The 19,243-nt window shown below is 56.5% G+C and carries 23 protein-coding genes and 1 pseudogene; 17 read left to right on the top strand and 7 right to left on the bottom strand.

Annotated elements, in window-relative coordinates; all coding sequences use genetic code 11:
• Positions 1 to 2: 2 nt before the first annotated feature.
• Positions 3 to 1,229, top strand: a complete 1,227-nt coding sequence (locus AC0JZ8_RS18040; RefSeq protein ID WP_062453465.1) for a nickel/cobalt efflux transporter — start codon at positions 3 to 5, stop codon at positions 1,227 to 1,229.
• A gap of 24 nt (positions 1,230 to 1,253) precedes the next feature.
• Here the strand turns inward: AC0JZ8_RS18040 and AC0JZ8_RS18035 are convergent, their stop codons facing one another.
• Together AC0JZ8_RS18035 and AC0JZ8_RS18030 are read right to left on the bottom strand one after the other, a co-directional pair.
• Complete coding sequence (locus AC0JZ8_RS18035; protein WP_082476146.1) at positions 1,254 to 3,173, bottom strand: diguanylate cyclase; 1,920 nt, start codon at positions 3,171 to 3,173, stop codon at positions 1,254 to 1,256.
• Positions 3,174 to 3,441: 268 nt separating this feature from the next.
• Complete coding sequence (locus tag AC0JZ8_RS18030) at positions 3,442 to 4,071, bottom strand: outer membrane protein (protein ID WP_062453463.1); 630 nt, start codon at positions 4,069 to 4,071, stop codon at positions 3,442 to 3,444.
• 181 nt (positions 4,072 to 4,252) lie between these two features.
• Here AC0JZ8_RS18030 and AC0JZ8_RS18025 point away from each other — a divergent pair, with 181 nt between their 5' ends.
• The 7 genes and pseudogenes from AC0JZ8_RS18025 to AC0JZ8_RS17995 all read left to right on the top strand — a co-directional run bounded on the left by AC0JZ8_RS18025 (position 4,253) and on the right by AC0JZ8_RS17995 (position 9,762).
• On the top strand, positions 4,253 to 5,650 hold the full coding sequence (locus tag AC0JZ8_RS18025) for an MFS transporter (protein ID WP_471893110.1): 1,398 nt from the start codon (positions 4,253 to 4,255) through the stop codon (positions 5,648 to 5,650).
• Between the two features lie 107 nt (positions 5,651 to 5,757).
• Positions 5,758 to 7,218 (top strand): protein adenylyltransferase SelO, encoded by a 1,461-nt coding sequence (locus AC0JZ8_RS18020; RefSeq protein WP_062579679.1) that lies wholly within the window; start codon positions 5,758 to 5,760, stop codon positions 7,216 to 7,218.
• A 247-nt stretch (positions 7,219 to 7,465) separates the two neighbouring features.
• Positions 7,466 to 8,104 (top strand): hypothetical protein, encoded by a 639-nt coding sequence (locus AC0JZ8_RS18015; protein WP_471893109.1) that lies wholly within the window; start codon positions 7,466 to 7,468, stop codon positions 8,102 to 8,104.
• An 88-nt stretch (positions 8,105 to 8,192) separates the two neighbouring features.
• Positions 8,193 to 8,684, top strand: a pseudogene (locus AC0JZ8_RS18010) (terminase large subunit domain-containing protein); the annotation flags it as partial.
• A gap of 159 nt (positions 8,685 to 8,843) precedes the next feature.
• Complete coding sequence (locus AC0JZ8_RS18005) at positions 8,844 to 8,981, top strand: hypothetical protein (RefSeq protein ID WP_471893108.1); 138 nt, start codon at positions 8,844 to 8,846, stop codon at positions 8,979 to 8,981.
• Positions 8,978 to 9,310, top strand: coding sequence for a DUF2958 domain-containing protein (locus AC0JZ8_RS18000; RefSeq protein ID WP_471893107.1), 333 nt, complete (start codon positions 8,978 to 8,980; stop codon positions 9,308 to 9,310). The genes AC0JZ8_RS18005 and AC0JZ8_RS18000 overlap by 4 nt, the downstream gene beginning before the upstream one ends.
• Before the next feature lie 62 nt (positions 9,311 to 9,372).
• A complete protein-coding gene (locus AC0JZ8_RS17995; protein ID WP_471893106.1) occupies positions 9,373 to 9,762 on the top strand; it encodes a GNAT family N-acetyltransferase in 390 nt (129 codons plus the stop codon).
• Here AC0JZ8_RS17995 and AC0JZ8_RS17990 read toward each other — a convergent pair.
• Complete coding sequence (locus AC0JZ8_RS17990) at positions 9,759 to 10,019, bottom strand: hypothetical protein (protein ID WP_471893105.1); 261 nt, start codon at positions 10,017 to 10,019, stop codon at positions 9,759 to 9,761. The genes AC0JZ8_RS17995 and AC0JZ8_RS17990 overlap by 4 nt on opposite strands.
• 110 nt (positions 10,020 to 10,129) lie before the next feature.
• A complete protein-coding gene (locus AC0JZ8_RS17985) occupies positions 10,130 to 10,288 on the bottom strand; it encodes a hypothetical protein (protein WP_471893104.1) in 159 nt (52 codons plus the stop codon).
• 343 nt (positions 10,289 to 10,631) lie between these two features.
• Here AC0JZ8_RS17985 and AC0JZ8_RS17980 point away from each other — a divergent pair, with 343 nt between their 5' ends.
• The 5 genes from AC0JZ8_RS17980 (at position 10,632) to AC0JZ8_RS17960 (ending at position 14,770) form a co-directional block, all read left to right on the top strand.
• Complete coding sequence (locus tag AC0JZ8_RS17980; RefSeq protein WP_471893103.1) at positions 10,632 to 12,092, top strand: VapE domain-containing protein; 1,461 nt, start codon at positions 10,632 to 10,634, stop codon at positions 12,090 to 12,092.
• Between the two features lie 482 nt (positions 12,093 to 12,574).
• Positions 12,575 to 12,763, top strand: a complete 189-nt coding sequence (locus tag AC0JZ8_RS17975; protein WP_471893102.1) for a hypothetical protein — start codon at positions 12,575 to 12,577, stop codon at positions 12,761 to 12,763.
• Between the two features lie 384 nt (positions 12,764 to 13,147).
• Complete coding sequence (locus AC0JZ8_RS17970) at positions 13,148 to 13,711, top strand: hypothetical protein (RefSeq protein WP_471893101.1); 564 nt, start codon at positions 13,148 to 13,150, stop codon at positions 13,709 to 13,711.
• Positions 13,712 to 13,722: 11 nt separating this feature from the next.
• Entirely contained in the window at positions 13,723 to 14,118 is a 396-nt protein-coding gene (locus tag AC0JZ8_RS17965) for a hypothetical protein (protein WP_471893100.1), read from the top strand.
• A 253-nt stretch (positions 14,119 to 14,371) separates the two neighbouring features.
• The gene (locus AC0JZ8_RS17960) at positions 14,372 to 14,770 is read left to right on the top strand and encodes a hypothetical protein (RefSeq protein ID WP_471893099.1); all 399 of its coding nucleotides are present in this window, start codon (positions 14,372 to 14,374) and stop codon (positions 14,768 to 14,770) included.
• Positions 14,771 to 14,861: 91 nt separating this feature from the next.
• Here AC0JZ8_RS17960 and AC0JZ8_RS17955 read toward each other — a convergent pair whose 3' ends face one another.
• Complete coding sequence (locus AC0JZ8_RS17955) at positions 14,862 to 15,284, bottom strand: hypothetical protein (RefSeq protein ID WP_471893098.1); 423 nt, start codon at positions 15,282 to 15,284, stop codon at positions 14,862 to 14,864.
• Between the two features lie 13 nt (positions 15,285 to 15,297).
• Positions 15,298 to 15,522 carry a hypothetical protein gene (locus tag AC0JZ8_RS17950; RefSeq protein ID WP_471893097.1) on the bottom strand — a complete coding sequence of 75 codons (225 nt, stop codon included), beginning with the start codon at positions 15,520 to 15,522 and terminating at the stop codon, positions 15,298 to 15,300.
• 38 nt (positions 15,523 to 15,560) lie between these two features.
• On the opposite strand from AC0JZ8_RS17950, the gene AC0JZ8_RS17945 reads away from it, so the two are divergent.
• Positions 15,561 to 16,001: a lysozyme gene (locus AC0JZ8_RS17945; protein ID WP_471893096.1), complete on the top strand. Its 441-nt coding sequence runs from the start codon at positions 15,561 to 15,563 to the stop codon at positions 15,999 to 16,001.
• A 40-nt stretch (positions 16,002 to 16,041) separates the two neighbouring features.
• The gene (locus tag AC0JZ8_RS17940) at positions 16,042 to 16,971 is read left to right on the top strand and encodes a DUF4238 domain-containing protein (protein WP_471893095.1); all 930 of its coding nucleotides are present in this window, start codon (positions 16,042 to 16,044) and stop codon (positions 16,969 to 16,971) included.
• A gap of 348 nt (positions 16,972 to 17,319) precedes the next feature.
• On the opposite strand, the gene AC0JZ8_RS17935 is transcribed toward AC0JZ8_RS17940, so the two are convergent.
• Positions 17,320 to 18,021, bottom strand: a complete 702-nt coding sequence (locus AC0JZ8_RS17935; protein ID WP_471893094.1) for a hypothetical protein — start codon at positions 18,019 to 18,021, stop codon at positions 17,320 to 17,322.
• A 198-nt stretch (positions 18,022 to 18,219) separates the two neighbouring features.
• Between AC0JZ8_RS17935 and AC0JZ8_RS17930 the strand changes: the two genes are divergently transcribed.
• Positions 18,220 to 18,465: a hypothetical protein gene (locus AC0JZ8_RS17930; protein WP_471893093.1), complete on the top strand. Its 246-nt coding sequence runs from the start codon at positions 18,220 to 18,222 to the stop codon at positions 18,463 to 18,465.
• A gap of 100 nt (positions 18,466 to 18,565) precedes the next feature.
• A complete protein-coding gene (locus AC0JZ8_RS17925) occupies positions 18,566 to 19,051 on the top strand; it encodes a hypothetical protein (RefSeq protein ID WP_471893092.1) in 486 nt (161 codons plus the stop codon).
• Positions 19,052 to 19,243: the final 192 nt, after the last annotated feature.

Genomic DNA, 19,243 nt, shown 5'->3' with positions numbered 1-19,243 from the left:
CCATGCCTGATTTTGCCGACCTCCTGCAGCAGGGATCTGCCCATGCCTGGCTGTTTGTTCCAAGCGCCATCCTGCTTGGGGCCTTGCACGGCTTGGAGCCGGGCCATTCGAAGACGATGATGGCAGCCTTTATCGTTGCGGTGAGGGGGACGGTCACGCAGGCGGTGCTGCTCGGTCTTGCCGCGACGATCTCGCACACGATCGTCGTCTGGGGCATCGCCTTTGCGGGCATGTATCTCTGGCAGGGCATGGATGCCGAAGCTTCCGAACCCTATTTCCAGCTTGTTTCCGCGGCGGTCATCATTGCGATCGCACTCTGGATGCTGTGGCGAACATGGCAGGATCAGCAGATGGGAAAGGCCGCTGCCGCCCACGGGCATGATGGCTCGCATGGGCATGACGGTCATCACGGCCACCACGGTGGCCATGGCCACGACGGCCATCACGGCGCCCATCACGGCGCACATGACCACGGTTCAGCGCAGGGGCATGCCGCAGGCCACGGTGACATCACGCGGGTCGATACCGGGCACGGCATCGTCACGCTCGAAATCTTCGAAGACGGCGTTGCGCCTGTCTGGCGTTTTCGCTCCGAGCGCGGCCACGGCTGGACGGCGTCCGATGTCGTCGTCACGACACAGCGCCCGGATGGATCGCGGCAGGCCTTCGTCTTTGCCGATCAGGGCGGATATCTGCAGTCGACCACGGACATTCCCGAGCCGCATGCGTTCGTCGCAAGCCTGAGCCTTGGCCACGGCAACCATACCCATGACTACGACCTGTCCTTCACGGAAGGCCACGACCATGACCACGCCGAGATGCAGGGGCTAGACGTGGCGACGGACGGGTATCAGGATGCCCATGAAATGGCGCATGCCAACGACATTCGTCGCCGGTTCGCCGACCGCAAGGTGACCACATGGCAGATCGTTCTGTTCGGTCTGACCGGAGGTCTCATCCCGTGCCCAGCCGCCATCACGGTTCTGCTTCTCTGCCTGCAGCTCAAGGAGTTCACGCTCGGCTTCGTGCTGGTCATGTGCTTTTCCATCGGCCTTGCAATCACGCTGGTGACCGTCGGGGCCGTTGCTGCGCTGAGCGTGCGTCACGCCACGTCGCGCTGGAGCTGGTTTTCGACAGTTGCCCGTCGCGCGCCTTATGTCTCCAGCCTCCTCATCATCGCCGTCGGCCTCTATGTCGGCATCCACGGCTGGCAGGGACTGCCGGCGTAAGGGGCGTCGCGGATTGGGCGGGGCTTAGCTCCCCGCCGTCTCCACCCGGTTTCGGCCTGCAGCCTTGGCGTTGTAGAGGGCTTCGTCGGCGCGCTTGAAGAGGGCTTGCGAGGTTGTAACGAGGTCCTGGCCGGGGATGAGCGTGGCGAGGCCGACGCTGATCGTGGCGCGGTTGGAGGGTGGGTTTCTGCCGTGTTCCAAGCCGATCTCTTCGACGCCCACGCGGATGCTTTCGGCGATGGCATGCGCGGCCTTCGCGTCGGTTGCGGCGAGCAGCACCGCCACTTCCTCGCCACCATAGCGGGCGCAGACATCGCCGGGGCGGATGACGGTTGACCGTACCACCTGTGCGATCGCGCGCAGGCATTCGTCACCGGCCGCGTGGCCATAGGTGTCGTTGAAAAGCTTGAAACGGTCGGCGTCGATCATCAGCAGCGACAGCGGCGTCATCGAACGGTTCGCCGCAGTGACCATCGCCTCGAACCGGGCGTTGAAGAAACGCCGGTTGGCAAGCCGTGTCAGGTCGTCGGTATTGGCAAGAAGATCGAGCTCATCCTGTGCGCGCTTGTGGCGGCTGACATCGCGGGTGATCGCAACCACCCGCGGCGCCTGGGCCGGATGCGAAGCCGGCAGACGGCTCATCGCCGTTTCCAGCCATACTTCCTCGCCGTCGGGCTTGACGTGGCGAATCAGGAATTTCTCATGACCAGGCCCGCTGCCGAGACGCTCCGTTGCCTGGCGCACCAGGAATTCGGTATCTTCGGCCATGCCGGCAAAGATGCTGCGGCCGATCAGGTCCTCTGGCTCGAGCCCGAGGATGCCGATCGAGGAGGGCGAGACATATTCGCGGATGCCGTGTTCATCGAACCGGGTGATGAGGTCGCTGGAGGATTCAGCGAGCAGGCGGAACTCCGCTTCGCGCGCGGCGACCAGCGCTTCGCGCTCCTGGCGCAATTGCATCTGGCGGCGCCAGTAGACCGTGGCGAACCCGGCCGCGATGAGAAGGATCGCCGCATAGATCCAGCGCGTCCTCGCGGTCGACGCCCAGGAGATCAGCACCTGCCATTCCGATGCGGCCGCGAGCGCCACCAGGCCGGTCAGCTGGCTCTGGTGAAAGCCACCCGCCCGCGCCGTCTGGTCGATCGGTGACTGGTAATGAAAGGCGCCGACGCGGGTCTGGCGGACATGGGCAAACAGGTCGCTCTTGGACATGTCCTGGCCGAGAATGCTGTCGGCCATGGGCGCGCGGGCGAGAACCACGCCATCTCCGCGAACGAGCAGGAAGGAGGCGTCGGACCCGATATCGTAGCGGCTGAAGAAATTGACGAAATGGTTGACCTTGATGGTGGAGACCACAACCCCGCCGAACGTGCCGTCCGGCAAAATCACCTTCTGCGAGATCGGCAGGACCCAGGTCTGGGTCAGCCGGCTGAGGATGGGCTTGCCAAGGACCGGGAGCGGGAAGGGGCTGGCCTTGTGGAACTTGAAATAGTCGCGGTCCTGGTAGGAGACCCCGGCGGGGCGTGTTGCCGACGAGGTCGCAACCATCTGGCCATCGGCATTGAGATAGGAGAGCGTATCGAGTGTGGGCGACGCACTGAGCTGGCGCTTCATCAGCGCGTCGATCGCCTGGGCGAGATCGGCCTCGCCGTCTTTCTCCTCGATCTTGGAGATCAGGCTTGCGAGCGGCAGCCGCGACATTTCCACCACGTCGTCGGCATGCTGGGTAATTGCTTCGGCCGTCTGTTCCAGTGCCGCTTCGACCCGTGCGACCTGTGTCTTCCAGTTGGAATATTCCGCCCAGCCGAAAAGTGCCAGAAACGCACCGAAGCCCAATACCGCCGCAGGTGTCGCCAGAGCTGGGCCAAGGCCGTGTCTGGTGCGGCGGCCTAGCCCTTTGCGGTTCTCGGGGTCTGCCCCGCGAGACGATGGGGAAAACGGCATGCGCAGAAACTTCCGAAAATAGTCAAAACACGAAACTGCAACCCGGCTGATTTACGTCGCGCACGACGTCATTGGCAGGACCACGGGCAAAGAGCCGACAAGTCCCGTCTAATACAGGAAAGTTAAGCGAACCTCTCGCAACGGGAGCCTAATCCTGCCGTGATGATGGCCGGGACAGTGGTCGAAATCCCTGAAGAGCAAGTTCCAAAGAAAAAGGCCACCGCGCGAGCGGCAGCCTTCTCCTTATACAATCAGATGCTTGACGCGATCAGAACTTCACGCCGAGGCCAACCTGCACGACGTGCTGGTTGAAGTCGACATCAGCGCCGGCGAGGTTGCCGTTGCCGTAGTCGTTGTAGCGATACTCAACGCGGCCGAACAGGTTGTCGGTGAAAGCGTGATCGACGCCAGCGCCGATGGTCCAGCCGTGCAGCGTGTCGTCGTCGTCGCCAACCGGCGTGTCGACTTCAACATTGGTGGCTGTCCAGCCGCCTGCTGCGTAGATCAGGGTGCGGTCCATGGCGTAACCGAGACGCGCACGGGCCGAACCGGAGAAGCCGCTTTCGGCATCGACGCCAGCGGCGACATCGTCGTTGTTCCAGTCGTAGTTGACGTCGCCTTCAACACCGGCAACGAAACCGTTGGAGAACTGCCAGTTGTAGCCAACGAAGCCACCCATGCGGGCGCCGTCGAAGTTCTGGGAACCAGCGCCTTCGATATCAGCATCGCCCCAGCCGTATCCGCCGTGGATACCGAGGTAAGGACCGGACCAGGAAAATGCCGGAGCGGTTTCGTAGGCGACTGGCGCGCTCGGAATGGTCTCAACCGCATCGGCGGCGAGAGCTGCGGACGAGAGGCCGGCTGCAAGAGCTGCGGCGAGAACGAGTGTGTTCCTCATGATGATTTCTCCGTGTTTTCAACGACTGCTTGTTATGAGGATCAATGTAGTGCGTTCGGCTTGGAAAGCTGTAGCTAAAATGTCACGCGCGCCAAAATCGATCCTTGACCGTTGACCGGGGGACTTTGCGCCGCCACTGCTGCGGTCGGAAAAGCCTTGCGGATGAACCGGGGAGCATGCCGTGCTGACAAGAACAGACACCGGATGGAAAACGCTTTTGTCCGGCCGGAACGGCCTGATGCTGGGGCTGATCTCCGCCGGGATCGGGTTGCATGCCTTCAACCAGTTCGCGATTGTTGCCGCCATGCCGCTGGCCGCCGCCGAACTTGGCGGGCGCGACTGGTTCAGCTGGGTCTACAGCCTCTATTTCATAGGTTCGATCGCCGGCGGCACCAGTGCTGCCTATCTCCGCGATCGGTTGGGTGTGAAATCCAGCTTGTTCTGGTCCATGGCGCTGTTTTCGCTGGGCGGTCTGATGGCGGTTCTGGCGCCGAGCTTTTTCTTTATCGTTGCGGGCAGACTGTTGCAGGGGATTGCCGACGGTCTGATCGTGGCAATCTGCTACAGCCTCATCCCGGCCAATTTCTCGTCCGCGGTGACGGCGAAGGTATTTGCGGTGGAGGCAACCGTCTGGGCGGTCGCGGCTCTGCTCGGGCCGCTGATCGGGGGGCTGCTCGCAGAGGCGTTTTCGTGGCATGCCGCGTTTCTGGCGGTGACGCCGTTTCTCATCCTGCTTGGTCTTTTCACGCTGTTGACGACGCCCGAGACCGGCAGCGCGGCAAAGGCCGCGTTTGCGCCTCTGGCCGTAACGCTCTGCGTGACTGCGTCCTTCATTTTCGCACTGTCGTCCGCAACGGGGGTGATCGGCTGGCAGGTCGCCTGTCTGGTGCTGGGATCACTGGCGCTGGCGCTGACCGTGACGACGGATGGAAAGCTCGGGCCGCGGTTGTTTCCGGCTGGCGCTTTCAGGCTGGGATCGGTGCTTGGCCACGGGTTCTGGATGCTGTTCCTGATGTCGGCGGGCCATGCCTCTGGTGCCACCTATCTGGCTCTGATCATCCGCGACGTGTGGGGCATCGGACCGGCGGCGGTCGGCTATATCGTGGTGGCGATGGCGCTGACCTGGAGCGCGGTCGCGATGGCCTCCAGCCGGATCAAGTCTCTAAAAGGACGACACTTTGCGATGCGGGCCGGGCCGCTGTTCCAGCTCGCGGGCTTCCTGATGATCGCGGTATCGATCGACGTCCGGGAGATCCTGCTCGTGGTCCTGAGCCAGATGGCGATCGGCACCGGTTTCGGTCTGTCGTGGGCGGCGATCAACCAGGCCTCGATGGAGGCCGCCGGCGACGAGGAGCGTGACCGGGCTAGCGCGCTTTTGCCGACCATGTCGACGGCCGGCTACGCCGTCGGATCGGCGCTTGCCGGCATGATCGCGGCAGCGACCGGGCTGACACGGCAGTTGTCGCAAGGCGATCCCGGGCAGGTCGCCTACTGGCTTTACGGGACGTCCGCAGCCGCGGCGCTGGTGACGTTTCTGCTCGGGTTCGGGGTGCGGTTGAAGGCGGGCAATAAGGGCTGATCTTGCTTGTTCCGCAGGCGCGAGACCCCATATTGGGGATACGCCACAGACCAGACTCAAGCACATACCCGAGACCAAGCCCCTGAAAGGGCCGAAGGAGAGATCCCGTGTTCCAGTTCGACAATTCCTATGCCCGCCTGCCGGATCGGTTCTTCGCTTCCGTCTACCCGGAGCCGGTGGAGGGGCCGAAGCTTCTGAGGTTCAACCAGAAGCTGGCAGCGGAACTGGGCGTCGAGGCGGATCTTTCGGATCCTGATCGTCTGGCATCCGTGCTTTCCGGCAATGTCGTGCCGCAGGGGGCATCGCCTCTCGCCATGGCCTATGCTGGGCACCAGTTCGGCAATTTTGTACCGCAGCTCGGCGATGGGCGGGCGATCCTGATCGGCGAGGTCATGGACCGTGCCGGACAGCGCCGCGACATCCAGTGGAAGGGCGCGGGGCCGACGCCGTTTTCGCGCCGTGGTGACGGGCGGGCAGCGCTTGGGCCGGTCATCCGCGAATATGTCGTGTCCGAGGCCATGCATGCGCTGGGCATACCGGCGACGCGGGCCCTGGCGGCGGTTTCGACCGGTGAGCTCGTTCAGCGCGAGCAGGAGCAGCAGGGCGCAGTGTTCGTGCGGGTCGCGGCAAGCCATGTGCGAGTGGGCACGTTCCAGTTCTTTGCCGCCCGCGGCGATACCGAGGGCGTGCGGACGCTGGCGAACTACGTGATCGAGCGGCATTACCCTGACCTGATGGGGGCGCAGAACCCGTATCTGGCGCTGTTGCAGGCCGTGGCGGACCGGCAGGCGGAGCTGATTGCCCGCTGGCTCGGCGTCGGTTTCATCCATGGTGTGATGAACACCGACAACATGACGATTTCAGGCGAGACGATCGATTTCGGTCCTTGCGCCTTTCTCGACGAATACAACCCGATGAAGGTGTTTTCCTCGATTGATCGGCAGGGACGCTACGCCTATCGCAACCAGCCGGGCATCGGCCAGTGGAACATCGCAAGGCTTGCCGAGGCGCTGGTGCCGCTGATCGATGCCGACGAAGAAAAGGCGGTGGGAGCCGCCAATTCTGTCCTGAAGGCATTCGGCGACACGTTCCAGGCGCACTGGATCGAGGTGTTCCGCGCAAAGCTCGGTCTGGTCACCGCGCGCGACGGTGATGGCGATCTCGTGCAGGGACTGCTTTCTGCGATGGAGGAAAACGAAGCGGATTTCACGCGGACGTTCCGAGCGCTCTGCAACGCCGCGGAAGGACACGACGACGACCTGCTCGCCTGTTTCGCGGATCCATCCAAGCTGCGGGAATGGTTGCCGAAATGGAACGAGCGCCTGGCCGAGGAAGGCCGCAGCCCGGCGGACGTGGCAACAGAGATGCGCGGCGTCAATCCGTGGCTGATCGCCCGCAACCACCGGATCGAGGAAGCAATCGCGGCTGCCAATTACGGTGATTTCAGCTTCTTTGAAAAGCTGGTGGAGGCGCTCGAAAAACCGTTCGAAGAGCGGCCGGAATTTGCCGACTACGCGATTGCGCCGACGGCGGAACAGAAGGTTGCGCGCACCTTCTGCGGGACGTGAGGGAGAAGCGGCTCCGGTAAAATTTTCGAGATAGGAATTTAATCCTTGACGGCGTGACGGTTGTCGGGTAGTGTTTAGGCATAGTCGAAGAGTTGCGTCGGGAGAGGCTTCACGCCCCGACCGCCGCAAGGCTTCCAGTCAGGGCTCGGATTGACCTCCGGGCCCTTTTTTTTCCAGGACATCGATATCGAAACCGAACGTGCGACGGCAAGCCGGCGCGGCGGGTTTTCGGCTGTGGAGATCTGCCATGAACCGTTCCGATGCTCTCGCCGGTTTTGATCCAGACCTGTTCGGCCTGTGGACGGACGAACCGCTTTACGACGCGGATGACGACGTGACGCAGGATGCCGAACTGGAAGAGACGGTTCGAAACGTTCTGCTGGAGCTCAAGTCTGCGGAAACCGAGCTGAAGCCCGCAGATGAACTGCGGCAGCTTTTGAACGAGATGACGGCGGAGATGCGCCAGCAGTTCGCCACGTTCCGGACGATGCGGGAAGCGGCGTCCGGGCTGTTGTCCGGCGAGGCCGACGACGCGGTGTCAGCTGACGGCAACGAGGCGGCGCAAAAACTGGCGCGGGCCGATGTGAAGGCGGCGACCGATGCGATGAGCCTGATCGTGCGCACGCTGGAAAAGGTCGATGCGCTGCAGCGTCAGCTGTCCCGCGACCGGCAGGTGGAGGCCGACAGGCTGGCCGATGCCAGCGGATACGAAGAGGCGAAGGCCCGCTTCGTCCGGATGATCGAGGATCGCGCCAATGAAACAGCCTTTGGGTATTTCGAAGCCTGGAAACGCGATGGCCCACCGGGATGGGTGGCGCAAAGGCTTCCAGCCGGCGGAGCCGAGCCAGCGGAAAATGCGACGGGCGACAGAAAAGATCACGGGTGAGGCGGTGAAGGCATCCGGGTCATTCGGGGCAGTCATGTCTGGCATCGGTGATGCCAGGGAGAAGACTGGCCGCGATCTGGAGGCCGGAATGGTTTTGGCCGGTGCGATGGGGTTGCCCCGCGCTCCGGACGCGACAAAGGCGCAGAGCTGTGACGTGCCTGGCTCGGGAGAGAACGCGTTTGACGGGTTCGTCTCCGGTCTCGACCGGGACTGGGCTTTTGCGGCGCTTCCCGGCCAGAGGCCGCCCGAGGGCGACTGGCGGACATGGCTGATCATGGGCGGGCGGGGATCCGGCAAGACGCGGGCCGGCGCCGAATGGGTGCATGCGCTGGCGTGTTCGGCCGGAGAGCGGTCCGATCTTCGCATCGCGCTCGTGGCGGAAACGCTGGGCGATGCCCGCGAGGTGATGGTGGACGGTGTGTCCGGCATCTGCCGGATTGCGGCACGGCACTGGCCCGAATTCGAGATTTCACGCAAACGGCTGGTCTGGCCGAACGGCACGGTGGCGCAGATCTTTTCCTCCGAGGATCCGGAAGCCCTGCGAGGGCCGCAGTTTCATTACGCCTGGTGCGACGAACTGAATAGTGCATTGTGTGCACACGCGTCAATCCGGAAAAAGTGCAGCGTTTACAGTGCATAACACCTGAAAAAGAATTGGATGAAACGCCAGTCTTTGGTCGCTCTGACTGCGAAACGGCAATAACTCTGAGTTGCAATTAGGCAACAAGGAGTTGAGCAAATGAAGTTTCGTGTTTGGGGTAAGATCGACGGAAAGCAGTTCGATGAAGTGTTCGCAAGCGTTTCCGAATGGAAAACAGAACGCCGGATGATCGAACAGGTGTTGGCTGTCGTCGTAATGGGGATGGCTTCGGTATGAAACTGATGACCGCTGAAATCTTGCTGCGCTTGCGGCAAAACAACCTCACCAAAGACGACGATCATGCGCCGGTCGTGAAGTTCTTTACACCGTGGGCGAACGCCACATGGCTAGTCTCGGATATCGATGCCAACAATGATATGATGTTTGGCCTCTGCGATCTCGGATTGGGTGAACCTGAACTCGGATACGTGATGCTATCCGACTTGGAAGAAGTGCGCGGGCCGGGTGGTTTGCGTGTTGAACGCGATATCTACTGGACCGGGAAAGCGCCGATGTCAGCTTATACGCGTGCTGCTCTTGCAGTGCGGCGTATTGTCGACATTTAACTTGAGAATGGCCCGAACCGTTCGGGCCATTTCCGTGACTCGAAGCAAGCACTGAGGAGAAGATGATGACTTTTATCGACAAGAAAGGCCGTAACATCACTATTGAGGTGGTCCTCGATGATGCCTTTGCAGTCCATCACGGTCACGAGATCGGTAGTGTTACGACTACTGGCAGGAGAGAAATTGACGACAATGGAATGGATATGGCTGCAGAAATAACTGGTTGGGAGGTGAATAGCGACTATAGGCGTGCGGGTATTGCCACGGCGATGGTTGAGGCTCTCGTACATGAACTGGGCAAACTCTTGCCGCCAGCCAAAGATTCGGGAATTGGCGGTATGAATGCTCTTACCGGTGATGGCTACGCGATCACCAGGCATTGCCAGTCTCTAGGTCTGATCTATGGCTTTTCTGATGAGGAGCAGGATTGGGACGATGACGATGATCGTTAAAGATCGATCGTAGTGCCGCTGAAGCTGGTATCGTGCTGCTTACGGGCTTTGTAGGGAAGCCATGCGAACAGGTAGACTGACTCAAAAGCCTTGAACCATGCCCACGCTAACAGTGGGCTAGCAACGGACCAAAACGCCAGTTGCCAAAGCTGAATATTGCCGATCCAGAGCAGGCCGTTGGTGATGCTGTTACCGGCAAAATTGATGAGGTCGAGGATGGTCATAAGGCGCTCCCGCTGCGAGAAAAACAGCAGCATGCAGCCATCCGTTCAACGGAGCGACCAAAGAAAAAGGTCTCGCCAAAACCAAATCAGCGAGACCTCTGCATAGGAGACCGATAGGGAATGAATGTAACCTATCGATGCTTTTATTTATCTGTCCAGCTTCGTTCGTGCTTCATTCGGGCCATCCACTGCGCCTTTGTCAGGATCGCAATTTTCGTTCCGCCCTTCACATTGGCCTGCCGCTCCAGTGCTGCGCGGTAACGTTCGGTTCGCTGATAATCGGGTTTTGCTGTCTTCGTCATCTCGTCCATCCGGGAAGTGAAAACGGGTGAGACAGAATATCCCACCCGCTGAGCAATCAGGATCGAAAGGCTTGATCCGCCACTATTTATCAGGACCGGCCGACGCGGCTAATTCCGGGCGTTTATCAAATGATTTCAGATACTTGTAAAAAAGATATCGACGGCGAAAAACACGGTTTGCTATAAATAGAACTGTAGGAACTTACATCTTGGCCGGTGAAGAACTCTACACTTCACCGCAGATGCGGGTTCCGAGATGACTACTGTTCTTCCTGGGAAACCCACGTTGCTTCTGGCCAAGATGTGCAACGTGGGTTTTTTTGACCTTTGAACTAGGAAGAATATGGCAGACAGTAATACACACCCAGACTTGCAAGACGAAATCATCCAGACGCTCCGCGATCTAGAGATCAAGGGCGACGACATCGACTTTGTCGAAATGGCAATGTCGCTCAACATCGACGCCAGCATGAAGAAGCTGCGCAAGTATCTCGAATCCAGAGGCCTCGCCACCAAGGCCGATTGGAATCAGGCTTTGAAGATTCGAAAGGTCATAAACGACCTTGGATTCTATCCGAAGTCGGCTTCCGACTATCTTGAACGCTACATTTCGGAAAACGGCATCGCTGTTAACTTCCAGAAGGCGATAAAAAAAGCTGTCGTGCCGACGATTGACGGTAACGCCGTCACGGCCGAGGCTCGCAAAGACGTGCTTGTAGATGCCGTGGCTCGCATCCAAGAGAACGCAGACGTTACCCTGGATTCGCTTATGGCAGAATTGCGCATCAAGGCGAGAGAACTTGGTCTCCTTTATAATAGAGAGGCGATTGCAGACGTTACCGGTCGCTGGTTCAAGGCGTCGCTGGCGGCTCGCATTACCGAGGTTTATCTTCAAGTTGCGAAAGGCCACGAGGGTCCAAACAGCGTGGGCAACGTCGCGGCTTGGGATGCTGTGGCCAGCCAGTTCGACACAAGCGAGTTCGGCGCGGATTTCGTCATTGCGGTTTTGAAGAAATTCATCTGGCAGGTGAAGCGAAAGATGATTGGGTTGCCAATCGACAACCACCTGATGCCGGTTCTAACCGGACCACAAGGCACGGGTAAATCGACCTTCGTTCGCGAAGTCCTGTTAAAGCCGATTTCGGAACTGGTGTTGAACAGCAACTTTGATGAAATCGCAGAGGGTCGTAACTCCGAGCAGTGGCGGTTTTACGCGCACTTCTTTGACGAGATGGGCCATGCACAGAAAACGGATATCGATGTCGTCAAGAACCTTATCACGGCCTCGCACGTTTCCAGTCGTACAATGTATACGAACGATGTTCAGCAGGTGCCGCAACACAGTACCTTTATCGGCTGCTCGAACAAGGAACTGAATCAGCTGATCCGAGACGAGACCGGCATTCGTCGTTTCGTGGCGTTGCGCTACGCGTCCAATCCGCAGTGGTCCAAGATCAATGAGATAGACCCTGTCACCCTGTGGACGTCTGTAGACGAGCGCGGCGATGATCCGACGCTTCCGATTGCTGCCACACTGAAAGCAGCACAGGCGGCTATGAGAGAGCAGAGCGTTGTCGAGATGTGGTTGGGCGCATGGACGGTGCCTATGGCAACGTACGGAAAAAAGCAAAAGGCTTCCGCAATGTATCCGGACTTCAAGGAGTGGTGCTTGAATTTTGCTTCCGGTCGCATGCTCGACCTCAACATGTTCGGCAAGGAGCTGACGCGCCTGATCAATTCGGGCAACCTCCCGGACTGGAAGAGAAGCAGCTTAAACGGAACCGCCGTGTATACCTACAAATGACCCCCACTTGTTTCGACACGAACGGGAATTGGATCTGGAAGGAAGTGGGGTTGAACCCACTTTCGCCAGTTCTAGCAGTCGGCATGCCACCGCTGTCACGTTTCAGACCGCACGACTAAAGACCCCGATCAGCCTCAAGTGGGGTCGAGCACCACTTCATTTCGCGATGCTGTCGTCACAGCCCCACTGCTGAAAGCCTTATTTTCCAGCACTTTTTCTTCTTTCAGTGGAGTAAGTGGGGTAAGTGGGGATAAAACTAAAATTTATTATTATTCTTTCTTATGGAAATGGCTAAGCCAGATTCACCCAAATTACCCCTATTAGCCCCACTTCATTATTTTGCCCAAGGCCTCTTTCTTCATCCAGATCGGAACAGAGGATCGCGAAGGCGAGTCTAGCCGAATGACGGCATAACAGGGCCGTTTGGCCGGGTCTGGATAAATACTCTTGAAAGCAATTTCAGTTTTTTAAGAGGTATTTTTATGTCTAATCAAGACCCACATTCAGAGGCGTCACACGACGCGCAGAAGTCATTTTCCTTTTACTCGATCAGCCATCCAACCGTAGCTGACCGCGACAACAAATCACTCATCGCAGCACTACAGCATGCCGAACAGGCAATTGCTAAGGCGTTGGCGGTCTTCGAAGCAAATTCGAAGGAGGCGAAGTGATGTCTCAGAAGGGTATCCCACTCACACAACAGCACCGCGACCGTATCTCGGCAGGCGTGAAAGCCGCATGGGTAAGACGCAAGGCGTCAGTCGTCGCGCAGGCGCAGCCAGTCTCCGCAACGCATAAAGCTTCAGTCTTCAAAGCGGGCTACCGATGGTTGGTCAGGAATCCGGTTAAGGCAGTCGGTGTTTCGATTGTCGCGCTCGGCGTTCCATACATCATCCTCATGGGAGTGTTGTGATGGCGACAGTAACGACAACGATAGTGCTAGGAGCACTCCTTTGGGTCAATCCGGCGCTCAATACAGGGGTTGTGGTCAAATTCGACACAATGGCGGAATGTGAAGCAGCAAAAGCTTCAGTGGTCAGATTCTACGGAGATACATGGTCACCATTCGCCGGGAGAAAAGCGGATTGCATTCCCGTTACCTCGCACAGCGTGGAGGTGAAGTGATGAACGACAAGCCAGACATTTTCAACATCAACATTTTCGTCGGCCTCGACACACCAGCACCGACTCCACCAAAGCCAGTGCCAACACGGCTAGACCCGATTGCGGAACTTAAAGCTGCATCCGGCCCGATCACCATCGAATTTAAGACGCGCTACCAGAACAGCAATATCCCGTTCGTGGACATGTCGCGTGGTGACAGACGTTGGCTTTCCTACCTGCTTCAAGACCTACAGACAATTGCCGTGGCAAGCCCAACGGACAACGCCATCATGAAAACTAACGCCTCGGCACGAACCCGATTCAAGCAGTTGCAGACATGGCAGAATTTCGTGGACGATCTCATTGCCGACAAGGTCAACACCGGCCACGATTTCACGCAAGGGCAGTTGAAGCATTTGCCCAAGCTTATCGCGTTCCTGAGCAAGGGAACGAAACTAAAAGGATGTGGCGCATTACAGTTTGAAGATACGACCACAGGCACGATTTTGAAGTAAGGAATATTGCAGTGAATAAAGACCTACAACACACGGATATCGAAATTCCAGACATCGAAATTGATCGCGGCTGGACGGTAAGCGAACTTTACACGATTGACGACTGCGACGACGCATTCGCGTTTCTCACATCGGCTATCGCGCAAATCGAGTTCCATCTTGAACTTGAAGATTTGAAGCCAGAGAAGGATCAGCGAAAGGAGTGGCGTGCACGCTCACGCGTTGCGCTACGCTTCAAGAAAGCTGCATTGCAAATTGTTGGCGTGACTCGCGGCAAACTCGTGCGCGAGACAGAAGCAAAAGCCAAGAAGGCAACGGAGCACATGGTTTTGAATTATGTGCGCGAACAGGTCGGAGAAGAAAAGTTTCTCCGCTGGATCGCTGATGCGAAAGCGAGGGCAGTGTAATGTTAGACGCTCTATTGAAGGAATACGGGTATCGGAAACTTAAGGCGGAATTAGACGGCCGTGTGCTTATCACCGACAGCACTGTCATTATGGGATACCTGTACAACGAAGTGAGTCTCGGTAATCAGTTTCGCAGTACGGCTGTGACGGACGCTTTGGAAAAATACGTGCATGAATTTCCACGGTACCACGACGTCACTCCACAGGAAGTCGAAGATAGGATTCGTGAGTTTCGCGAACTGCTTGGCGAATAATGCTGGTGGGTCTTCTTCCAAATAAATGGGTGCTGCTAGCAATGGCGGCACTCATCGTCGCATGTGGATACCTGTATCTGTCCAGACAGATCGCGCAATGCGATCTCCAAACCACACAAGTGGAATTGGAACAAGCAAAGCGCGACATCGATATCCAGAAGGATACAATCGACAACCTACAACGCGATGCAAAGGTGCAAAGCAGACTGATGCGGACAGCACAAGAAGCACTTGCAGCCATTCGGATGCAAGCGCAGCAGGATGCAAGCGTTTATGTGGATCGCGATATCGCACAAGAAGCCAACGATAACGTCGAGGTCCTACAAGACGAGATCAACAAGCGCATGCAAAAGATATTCGCTGACATCGCAACGATATCAAATGAGCGGTCGCAATAACGATTCAACGGCTATAGCGATTCGAACGTAGTGTTTGTTTCGATCGGCATTACCAACTAAAGCGCAGTCGGGCAGGGCTGCGCTTTTTCTTTCATAATTGGCGCAGCAGACGGTCCAGCTTTTCTTGGATTTCCGTTAGTTCTCTACGAGAGCCGTCGTGATCGTCTCTGATATCGCGCATTTTGTTCCAAAGACTTTCGCTTTCGTTGGCGTGCCGATCTTTTGCGTCCTCTGCCAACTCGTCAATACGGAGTGCTAAGGCAGTTACCATGTGGCCCAAGTCACTCGGTAATGCTTCGACCTTATCACGCACGAGTTCAGCCGAAAACATGTAGAATCCTGAGAGACAAATAACCCCGGCTACGGCAATGCCGTCGTTCGTCTTCCAGATCCAGCCTAAGCCCTCAACATAGATCCGGTAAAACAGCAGTCCCCAAAACGCTACGGCGCCGACCAGAGCACTGCAGGTTAGAAAGTATTGGGCGAATGTTACGTCTTCACTGCGGGTTCTCATGTGTCACCTCATTTCAAAGATTGCTAGCTGGCGGCTTCAACAGCACGACTCGATTCCCGGAAATCATATGAACGATTCCGTTGGATTCCATCGAATACAAAGCATCAACGATGTCCATTTGATCGAATCCCGCTCCGACTAAGTTCGGACCCACCACAAGCAGACTGATCGGCACATCGGGCGCAGCACCAGCAGCGGCTAGTTCGCGCAGGATCGCGGTCCGGATGTCTTCGGTCATGTCGTCCTCTCTTTAGACGTCGTTCGATTAAATAGTAGATGTTAAACAAAGCATCTATTGACCTCATCAAGTCCTTCGAAGGATTGAAACTCACTGCCTATCTATGTCCGGCAAACGTCCCGACAATCGGCTACGGCACGACAAAAAACCTCACCCGAGGAGACGTTGGTAAAAAGACCGTCACGGAAGCGGAGGCAATACGCTTGCTGCGAGAGGATGTAGCCCGTTTCGAAAAGGCCGTTGCCAGACTGGTAAAGGTCAAACTGACGGAGAACCAGCGCGGCGCGCTTGTTAGCTGGACGTTCAATCTCGGTGAAGGGGCTTTGGCCTCGTCAACGCTGCTCAAGTACATCAACGCTCAGAAGCCAGTAGCCGATATTGAACGAAGTTGGCTACAGTGGGTGAATGCGGGCGGCAAACGCTTGCAAGGCCTTGTGAGGCGTCGTCAAGCAGAGATCGCTCTGTGGAAGAAGCAGTGATACTACTTTACCCAGTAAGCCGCACCTGTGATACTTGCTCATGTCAAAGCAGTTCGTGCAAAACCCACCAAACAAACACCATTATATCCCAGCTTTTTACATTAGCCGGTGGAGGTTCGAGGGCGACGGACGTTTGGTCGTTTACAGCAAGCCTTACAAAGACGTGATCGATCGCCTTAAATACCCTGACGCAACGGGTTATCAGGAGGGGCTTTATGCACTGCGGACATTCGAACCAGCGTTGAAAAATCGAGTCGAAGAACGTTTCTTCAAGCCAGTAGATTTTCAGGCAAGCGAGGCACTTGTCCAGTTGGAGCACTACGGCAATCGTGTGAACTGGAACTTGGACAATAGGACCGCATGGACGCGCTTTCTGCTTTCGCTGCTGCTACGCTGCCCCGAGGATCTTGAACTTCTTCGAGAATACTGGGCAGAAGAAAGCGTGGCGAGTAGTGCATATGCAGAAGCCCGGTATGAGGTGATACGCAAAGGTGAAGATCCGTCAACCTTTCGGGACTATCTGCTGTCGCGCCCAACGTGGGAACACGAAAGCAGTTTGTTCAATATCTTTCAAAATCTGATCGATAACGAAAACATCGGCTCATACATAAATCAGATGAAGTGGAGTGTCATCGATACCCGCAAGTCCAACTTGCCATTGATGACCTCTGACCGTCCATTGATCCGCACGTCTGCCTTGAAGGCAACTAACGGGCACCTCGCTCTGCCTATCGGCCCTTACAAACTGTTTAAAGCCACGCACGAGGAGCGGTATCTACGCGATTTGCTCCAGACACCCGCTCGTTTGCTCGTGAAGGAAGTAAATCGCACCGTGATGCAACATGCGGTTAAGTTTGGGTACGCAAACGACACATCGCAGCGTAAGTTCGTTCAGAGCGTATTTAATACTCGGCATGAACCGCGCCTTGTAGAGGGTATTCTGAGAAAGCAGCGTGAGCGCAAACTTTAGATTAGGGCAGCTAAGGTTCTTCGTATCCGTTTGGCTTAGATGGCGCTTTGGAAGAAACCGTAGTCAGTGAGAACCCGCCACAGCCGCCTGAAAGATCGATGCGAATGCGGGAAAGTGGTTCGGTGCTTGTATTGCAATGATGAGTGCTCCGACCGCGTAAAATGACAGAGGTCGGATGACTAATCTAAAGCCCACTCCTTTTTTCCAACTGAACTCCACGGGCCGTCTCCATGCTCACAAACTTCCATGCCCCTATATACAGCGGATCTCGGATTTTATTAAGCAAAAGCCCGTCTTTTCCAAGCTTTCTCTGAATCGACGCGATTGAGGTGGAGAGTGGGGAGAACTTTATTTTGGCTCCTCGTGCTTGAGTACTTCGACGCGTGCGCCAAGGATTTGCAGTTGCTCGAACACAACGGCGTCCACTGGTGCTTTCGTCCGATCACGATATGACGCTTGGACGCGACCGATCTGGTGCCCTTCGACGGTTCGCAGTCCGCACACAAAGACAACATCCGATCCTACCGATCTCATTGCAGCGCGGAGATAGGAACTGCGGAAGTCCTCTGCATTGTAGCGTTTGCAGGCGGTGCTATCCTTAGTCGGGAAAATATCATCCATGACCTCAGCCACAAGTGAGTTGTGGCGTTTCTCGGACTCGTCAAGTGGCGCGATGCCATCACCAACACTTTGATACATCAGGTTCGAGAAGTTCCAACTTTCACCATCGACGCCGGACGTACCATTGCTAAACGCCCAATAGGTGAGACGATCTGCATTCAGGACGCCTCCAACTCGATCAACCGCAATCGTGATCCGCTTGCTACGCTCGATGCTGCTTTCCATGCGACGGTTTTCAGTCGCCGGTGATGTGTCGATGCGATCCCAAACGGTTGAGATGACATCAAATTTGTCATGGATCAGTTTGTTGCCGCTATAGGTGAGATATGCCACCATCAGCATGAGAAAAACGAGTACCGATGCGAATGGATACCTCGCTACGGTGCGCACGGCACTGCCGAACGCCTTTGAAATGATAGAAGGATCCATGTGTCTGCCTTAATGGAGTGATGCTCCAATATTTAAGCAGAAGTGCGCGTTTGAAGCCTCTATACGGCGACGGAGATAAATACCTTTGGAGAGCAGTAAGAGGTAGCAAATGCCCCCATATCGTAACAAGTTCGAAGCGAAGATCGCCAACGATGTCGATAAGCAGTTAATGTTCAAACTGGCCTATGGTGGTGTCCATTGAGCAAGCTGACCCCCGAACAGAAGCGCATGTATCAGGACATCATTATGTCTCTCAAGCGCAAGCGAGATCGACTGTCCAGCAAGCAAGTGGATTTGATCAATACCTACAATCGGATCGCTCGGGACATGAGTGCTGTTTACGCCGGTATTGCCTCGCTGGATGCTGACCGCGCCCATTTTGTCGCCTCGGCAAAAGAGGGGATCGACCCACTGATAGCGAAACTGTCCTACGGCGGAAACTAGTCAGTCGAAAGCCGTTACTCTCCCGCCTAAATCACCAGAAGCCATCTTCCCCAAACAACTGCGCCGGTTATAGTGACGCATAGGGGCGTTGGGGAAAATCATGGGCAAATCAATAAACTGGGTAGCGGCAGCACTCGTGCTTGTCGTGGCGTATTTCGTCATCGTGATAACGGCCATTGGTCCGTCTACAATTGTCGCGTTCTTCAGGGGCAATAACCAACTAAACACCGTGGGCGACTTCCTTGCTGGTGTGTTCGCTTTCCCGGCATTCATCCTGTTGGGTATGGCAGTCATAATGCAGCGGCAAGAATTAAACGATGCACGCGCTCAAGCGGCTGACAGCGCCAAACTGATCAAGGCTCAACTCGACCAAGTCGAGCAGCAAAACAGAATTACTCACAAGGCCGCAAAAGCCAATTACCGATTAGCGGTGCATGAAAAGCGGATGCTTGCGTATCATCACCTTACAGATGCACGAACGACATTTTTACGGGAGGGTGTCGAAGGAAACGCAGTATTCAACTCACTTCGGCTCGCATCAATTCAGGCGGAGTTCATTTTGGTCCAGAAATTGAGACTTTTATAACAGATGTGTTGCAGCACTCGTATATGCTTCGGATGTTCACTTCACGCCTGACTAAATCGTCCGAAGACAGGAAAAACAATCCTGATGAATGGGACGAAACTAAAGAAAAGAAATTCCTGGAGGCCGTCACTGGCGTTGAGCGGGAGACGCTACGGTTGAGCGATATATTCATGACCGACAGCGTGAAAAATA

This window comes from Velazquezella soli, assembly GCF_977018685.1.
The sequence above is the reverse complement of the archived record's forward strand: the minus strand, read 5'-3'. Positions and strand labels throughout refer to the sequence as shown.